Source organism: Pedobacter sp. AK017 (assembly GCF_014200825.1).
Lineage (GTDB): Bacteria > Bacteroidota > Bacteroidia > Sphingobacteriales > Sphingobacteriaceae > Pedobacter > Pedobacter heparinus.
The window spans coordinates 183,187-190,634 of sequence record NZ_JACHCW010000012.1 but is presented as its reverse complement, the minus strand read 5'-3'; the positions used below and the strand labels follow the sequence as shown (position 1 = coordinate 190,634).

Genomic DNA, 7,448 nt, shown 5'->3' with positions numbered 1-7,448 from the left:
GCGACCTAACTTGGACGAGCCGTGATAATGCGAGAGTATTACGTCCGGTTCTGGGAGGGACCGAGGGTGCAAATCCCTCGAGTCTACTCGGCAAATTTTATCTATTACACTTATCGGGTGAAAGGTTGCCCGTATACCATAAATTTCTTTTAGTGATGAAACTTACAATGATTTTACTTCTGGCCGCAATAATGCATGTAAACGCTACCGGTTATGCTCAAAAAATCACTTTGCTAAAAAAAGATGCACCACTTGTACAGGTACTGAAGGCCATCAGGCAGCAGAGCGGCTATAACTTTGTATATAATCAGAAAAGTTTAAAGATTGCGAAGAACGTTAATATAAATGTAACAGACATTGATATTGAAGAAGCGCTTAAATTAAGTTTTGCCAACCAGCCCTTTACTTACGAAGTACTGATGAACACGGTAATTATTAAGCCGCTTAAAAGGGAAAGTCTGGTTATAGCCGATATCAGGATAACCGGAACGGTTACCGATGCAAACGGAGGGCCTTTGCCTGGTGTAAGTATCAAAGTAAAAGGTAGTACCGCAGGTGTTTCGACCGACCCTTCGGGTAAATATCAGCTCAATGCTCCGGCAAGTGGAACGCTTATATTCTCTTTTGTTGGGTTCATTACAAAGGAAATTGCTATAAATAACCAGAGTACCATCAATGTGAAGATGGAAGAAAGTTCGGGTGAATTGACGGAAGTGGTGGTTACTGCCCTGGGATTGACCCGTCAGAAAAAAACACTCACTTACAGTACCCAGAGTGTAAGTACGAAAGAACTTTCGCAAAGCCGGGACCTGAATGTGGTGAATGCCCTGCAGGGTAAGGTTGCCGGATTAAACATCGGATCGGGCTCCAGCGGGGTAGGTGCTGCAGCCAGGGTGATCCTGAGGGGTAACCGATCTATAAATGGCAATAGTCAGCCCCTGTATGTTATTGACGGGGTACCGGTGCGGGGGAACCCGGCCGACCTTAACCCGGACAACATTGCAGCCATTAACGTGCTTAAAGGTGCGAATGCGGCAGCATTATATGGTAGCGCGGGACAAAATGGAGTAATTATTATAGAGACCAAAAAGGGCAGGCAGGGTGAAAAGTCTGTTGATATTAGCCTGAACGCTACCTATATGGGCCAGGAACCTATCCAGTCAATTCCTTTTCAATATCAGTACGGACAGGGGGCGGGCGGCATTTACAACCGTTCGTCTGAGGAATCCTGGGGCCCTGCGCTTGATGGAAAAATGGTAGCTACCTGGTCGCAAGACCCGGCAAAGGCTGGCACTACTTATCCTTTTCTTGGGCAGAAAAATGTAAGGGAAGGCATTTTCCAGACCGGTCATAATTCGGCAACCAATCTATCTGTGGCCACTTCGGGCGAAAAAACACAGACTGCTTTTAACTATACTTATACGGATGCTACAGGCATTATTCCGAACAATGCTTTGCAGCGGCATAACCTAACAGTTAGGATGACCAATCAGCTGTCAAAAAGATTAAGTCTGGACAGCAAGCTTGATTATGCAAAACAAAATATTGACAACAGACTGGATGAAGGGGAGTCGAGCTACAACCCCATCCGTCAGATTTATACCATGCCCCCAAATATACGACAGGAGGACGTTGAAGATTTTGAATATGTTGATCCTTCTCTGGGTGTTACCAAACAGGATTACTGGGCACCCGGATCGGTTACCAGCGCCAACCCTTACTGGGCCTTATACCGCAATTTAAGATACAATAAATCGGATAGGGTAATTGCGCTGGCCTCGCTTTCCTATCTTTTTACCGATGACCTTAAGCTGATGCTTAGGGGGTCTTATGATGGTGAATCTATAGGCAATGAAGAGAAATCCTATTACGGTACCTACCGTGACCCGCTGGGGCGCTATGCTTTAGGTGCAGGAAATTCACAGCAGGCTATTGGTGATTTTCTGCTCAGTTATACAAAAAAAATCAGTGCCGACTGGTCGGTACAGGCTAATTTTGGCGGCGAGATCAGAAATAACAAAAGCAGTTCAGTTACCGCTTCAACAGGAGCGGGCATGAATGTTCCCAACCTGTTTGCGCTGAGTAACACCAGTTTGCCTACTGCTGTTAACACCTTAAGTAAATTTGAAACGCAATCGCTCTATACCAATGCACAATTTGGCTGGAAAGATGTTTTATTTTTAGATGTTAGTGCACGTAACGACTGGAATTCCACACTTCCGGCAAATAACAGGTCTTATTTCTATCCTTCGGCAGGTGTAAGTGCCATTATTTCCGAAATGGTAAAATTGCCCCAGGCCATTTCTTACCTGAAGTTAAGAGGGTCCTGGGCACAGGTAGGTAATGGGGCACAACCTTATCAGCTGCAACGTTATGGATCCGGACTGGCAGGTGGTCCGCTGGGTTATATCCTGTTGAATTCTGTATTGCCAAATACCGAGCTCAAGCCTGAAAGGACCACTTCAACCGAGATTGGCTTGGAAATGAGCATGTTTAGCAGCAGGATTGGCCTGGACCTTACTTTGTATAAAACCAATACAAATGATCAGCTGTTCCCGCAGGCCTTACCTGTAGGCTCTGGCGCGGCCAGCTTTTTTACCAACGGTGGTGATGTACAAAATAAAGGTATAGAAGTCATTTTAAATACAACGCCTGTAAAAACCGGGAATTTTACCTGGAACCTGAACTTTAATTATGCGGTGAACGAAAATATTGTAAAGAAATTATCAAAAGACCTTCCCAGATTGGTTGTTGGCAGCGACTCTTACATGCGTGAATTTGTTTTAGAGGAAGGAAAACCTTTTGGGTTGATCTATGGCAAGGGTTATCTGCGCAATGCTCAGGGAAATGTACTGGTTGGTACCAACGGCCTGCCGCAGTTTACCGCAGGACGAACGGTATTATTGGGTAATATCAATCCGAAATGGACCGGCGGACTGTCGACTTCCCTGTCTTATAAAAACTGGACTGCCAATTTTGTGATCTCCCATAAACAGGGCGGAGTGGTAGCTTCATTTACAGATGCCATATTGTATGGCAACGGACTTGTTGAAGAAACATTACAGGGCCGTGAAGGCGGACTGATCTTCGGGCAGAATATTTTTACGGGCATTACTGCTGTAAAAGCAGCCGATGGTACACCCAATGACATTAAGGTAAACGCAGAGACCTTATGGAAAGGAATGGGATCGAGAACTGCACCTGTGGGAGAGGTTTTTACCAGAAGTGCCACCAATACCCGTTTAAGGGAAATGAGCATTGGTTACAAGCTGCCGCAATCTTTATTTAAACGTCTGCCATTTTCTGCAGTAGAAATTTCTGTAGTAGGCCGGAACCTTTTCTTTTTATACAGAGAGGATTCAAATATAGATCCTGATTTTACTCAGGGCATAGAAACCATCTCTGAAGGCTTCCAGTCGTTCGCGCCACCTACTACACGTTCCTTTGGTGCAAACCTGAGAATTAATTTTTAAGTCAAATGCTATCCTTAAAATTTAAGAAAATGAAAGAAATATTGAAACATTATAAATCCCCGGTGATGGTTGCATTGTTGCTCTTTATCAGTGCGTTTATTGGCTGCACAGATAAGTTTGATGAATTGAACACACCCGAAAATCAATTACCGGAAGAAGAGATTAATTCTGCAACGGTTGGACAGGCCTTTGGTTATGCACAATATTATGGGCTGGGTGCTACTTATGTTCAGGTGCAGGAAAATCTGCATGCCCATCTGTTTGCCCAATATTTTACAACCAATGTAGCTACCTTCAGTACGGAACGTTATGTACCTAATGGTACCTGGGTAGATCTTTTCTGGAAAGAATTTTATACCAAGCCGGCATTAATGCAGTTTACCACAGAACAGGTAACCAAGGCCAACAATATGGTACTGGCCAATGCCATAGCAAAAGTTTGGCGTGTAGTGATCTACCATCGCATGACCGATTATTTCGGGCCGGTTATTTATTCAAAATTTGGCAACCAGCAAACCAGTGTGGCCTTCGATTCGCAAAAGGACATCTACTATGACTTTTTTAAAACACTGGACGAAGCCGTTGAAGTATTTAAACAAAATCCCTCGGGCAATGCATTTGGTACTTACGACCAGGTTTACGCCGGCAGTGCTGCTAAATGGTTAAAATTTGCCGGTTCTTTGCGGTTAAGGCTGGCCATGCGCCTGGCCTATGCAGACGGGCCCAAAGCGAAAGCAGAAGCTGAAAAAGCAATTGCTGACGGTGTTATCTTAACCAATGCTGAAAATGCAGGGGTATTATCCACCCTTAACAGCACCAATATCCTGTCACGCATTACCTATCTTGTAAATGATTTCCGTGCAAATAGCAGCATGCTGAGTGTGTTAAAAGGCTATAATGATCCGCGTTTAAGTATTTATTATTCTCCCGCCGCTACCGGCGGACAATATGCCGGGTTGCGCAACGGGCTGGCTGCTGCTGACAGGGGTGCTGTTGTAGCACCAACTACTTCATTTGTAGGCCCGCAATGGATTGGTAATCCGCCAAGGCCGGGAACGGTAAACCCTACACTTGTACTTACGGCATCCGAAGTTGCATTTTTGCGTGCGGAAGGTGCTTTAAGGAACTGGAACATGGGCACGGGTACAGCCCAGAGCTTTTACAATTCAGGGATCAGTCTTTCCCTTACACAAAATGTAGCCGGTATCACCAATACGCAGATTACGGCTTATCAAAATACCCTTACCACACCAGTACCCCTGGCAGATAAATGGAATTCCCCGGCAATGAGCAATATTCCGGTATTGTACAACCCGGCTGGAAGTTTTGAACAGCAACTGGAGCAGATCATTACTCAAAAGTGGCTGGCTATTTATCCCGACGGTTATGAGGCATGGGCAGAACGCAGGCGCACAGGCTACCCAAGGGGTTATGCACTCATCGGATCAGATAATCCCGACCTGTCGGCCACAGATCTGGCCAGAAGGGTAATTTATGCACCCTCAGAAGTTACGACCAACAGGGATGCTTACCAGGCTGCCCTGGGCTTACTGGGTGGGGCCGACAATATGAAAACAAGGGTATGGTGGGATCAGAAACCATTATCGGCTTATCCAACACCAACAAATTAAAATCTAATTTAAAATTTATGAGTTATGAAAACTTTAAAAAATAAGATTATAATGCTGTTTTTCCTGGCGCTGTATATTTTTACAGGCTGTAAGCAGGCAGATCTGCGTGAGCAAAAAGGTGCTGATGTAGCAGGCACAATGGCCGGGCCAATGGGCTTATTATCGGTGGTCAGCCCTGTTCAGCTCAAAAATTTTGATTATCCGGTGGGCAGCACCAACCGGCTTTTTCTGGGGGTGGCCTGTGGAAATTTTGATGGCAGTGGCATCGCCACCATGGCAATGGTCAAAAGGGCAACCAGCCATGTGATATTTATGCGCTCGGCAAACGATGGCAGTCATTACCAAATCCCTTTTTCTTTTGATGTGAGCACCGCTGGCAATGATTTTAAAGGGATTGCAGCCGGAGATATGAATGGCGATGGAGTTGATGAACTGATCATACTAAGAAATGGTGCCGGGATTACCAATATCCTGGTTTACAAAATCCCGCTTAATTTCTCGGGAGCTGTTACTTTGCTGGCTTCTATACAGGTAGGTTCCGGCCTTTACAATTATAAAGGAATTGCTGCGGGTGATTTTGACGGCGATGGCAAAGCTGAACTTGTGGTAGCAAAAGATGCACACTCGCAATTCATTTTTTATGCACTTTCTGGCAGCTCCCTGGTCTTGAAAGGATACATTAATCTTCCGGATGGAGCAGCGGTAAATCAATGGGGAGGGGTAGCGGCAGGCGATCTGGACGGCGATGGTAAAGCAGAATTCATGGCAGTACGAAATGGCAGCGGTAGTGATGATGATATCCTGGTTTATAAAGTTTCCGGTACAAGTACCTGGACTGTTAACGCAGCAGGAAGTTTTAATTATGCAGGTGGCACTACCCATTACCCATGGTTAGGAGTTACAATTGGTGAATTTGACCAGGATAAAACCAATGGAAAAGAATTTGTCCTGTACAAAAACAGCAGTTCTTATTTTAGCTATCATCATTACAATGGTACAGGAACTGCACCCAGCCTGCTGAGTACGCAGGATTTCTCCAGTGAAACAGCATGGCCCTGGACGGGTATTGCAGCCGGACAGACCATTATTAATGTGGGTGGCGACCAGCTGGTAGGTGTAAGGCAAAAAACCGGGGGTACTACCCTGGGTGTGTTCGGAGATATACAGACCAGATTTAATGCTAAAAAACTGAATTTATCCCGTAACGGTTTCAGTTTTGGGTCTTATCACCAGGCATTTATGCGAAATGCAGACGGCAGCCTGAATGTGGCCGGCCTGAAAACATTTTGTGAAACCAATAAAATCTACACTTTTGCCTTTATGGTAGCAGATCGCTGGATTGATCCCTCTACTGGTACCTACCCTCCCAAAGGGACGGAATATAAGGCCTTGATTGAATTTTTAGAACTGCTTAAATCCAGTGGATCGCCAATTAAGGTAATCCCTGTATTGGTTCCCCCAAGTGAAAGTGGCCCTACCCCAAGTTACCTGCCGCAGCCGGGAGATTCACCTTATATTGGCAGTACCGAACTTGGTGGCAGCATCAACGATGAACGTGCCCTTTTTTCTGGTGGCCCCGGCAATCCTAATGCGAATGACTTTGCTGCATGGTTTAAACTGTTGGGTATACTGGCCAATAAGTATCCAAATCTTGCCGGAATCAATATTGATGATTTTGACCACAATACCAATGAAACTGGGACGAAGATTTTTACCCGTGTAATGCTGGGTAAAATGATAAAGAACCTGCGTGAACAAAATCAGGATATTGCTTTTATACCTACTGCTTATTATGCGGTTACCACGGGTCAGAACTGGGTAAGGGAGTATACAGATGGTTTTATCTTCTACTTTAGAAATGAAAAAACAAAGAACCCCACTACAATAATCCCTCCTGATGTAACAAGGACAGGTACCGCATGGAATATGCACGGGGCAGTGGTGCTTCCTTCCTCAGATATTGCTGGCGGACAGAACCTGGTCAATACAGAGATTAACGATTTTTCAGCATGGCAGGCCAATGCATACAGACTGCTGTTTCTTGGCATTTATGCCTCTACGCATAGCCAAAGTACCACTGCACCCACTGCTTTTACAACAGATAAGTTGATGGGGGTTGCAAAAACGAATGCGAAGGTACACGGACTGATGATCTATACCACGCAAAGCCCCGGTACACCAATTGGCTCAGCGGTATATGCACGGTTTAATTCCTGGTGGTAAAATAATTTAATTTCGCTTTCAGGGGTGTCCGGTTTACCGGGCACCTTTTTTTATGATTTACGTACACGTTTGTGTAACAACTTAGTTTATTTTCGAAAGAAATGGTAGGCAAGCCTTTGAT

3 protein-coding genes are annotated in these 7,448 nt (G+C 45.0%); all 3 read left to right on the top strand.

What is annotated here, in order from left to right:
• Positions 1–155: 155 nt before the first annotated feature.
• From HDC92_RS17865 to HDC92_RS17855, 3 genes are read left to right on the top strand one after another with little or no spacing between them, the layout of a single operon-like run.
• Positions 156–3,473 (top strand): SusC/RagA family TonB-linked outer membrane protein, encoded by a 3,318-nt coding sequence (locus tag HDC92_RS17865; RefSeq protein ID WP_255484573.1) that lies wholly within the window; start codon positions 156–158, stop codon positions 3,471–3,473.
• A gap of 29 nt (positions 3,474–3,502) precedes the next feature.
• A complete protein-coding gene (locus HDC92_RS17860; RefSeq protein ID WP_183876481.1) occupies positions 3,503–5,104 on the top strand; it encodes a SusD/RagB family nutrient-binding outer membrane lipoprotein in 1,602 nt (533 codons plus the stop codon).
• Between the two features lie 24 nt (positions 5,105–5,128).
• The gene (locus HDC92_RS17855) at positions 5,129–7,327 is read left to right on the top strand and encodes an FG-GAP repeat domain-containing protein (RefSeq protein WP_183876479.1); all 2,199 of its coding nucleotides are present in this window, start codon (positions 5,129–5,131) and stop codon (positions 7,325–7,327) included.
• Positions 7,328–7,448 lie beyond the last annotated feature (121 nt).

What these genes read in the sequence shown, in the direction of transcription:
- HDC92_RS17865 (WP_255484573.1), top strand. Translation starts at nt 156, where the DNA reads ATGAAACTTACAATGATTTTACTTCTGGCCGCAATAATGCATGTAAAC.
- HDC92_RS17860 (WP_183876481.1), top strand. Translation starts at nt 3,503, where the DNA reads ATGAAAGAAATATTGAAACATTATAAATCCCCGGTGATGGTTGCATTG.
- HDC92_RS17855 (WP_183876479.1), top strand. Translation starts at nt 5,129, where the DNA reads ATGAAAACTTTAAAAAATAAGATTATAATGCTGTTTTTCCTGGCGCTG.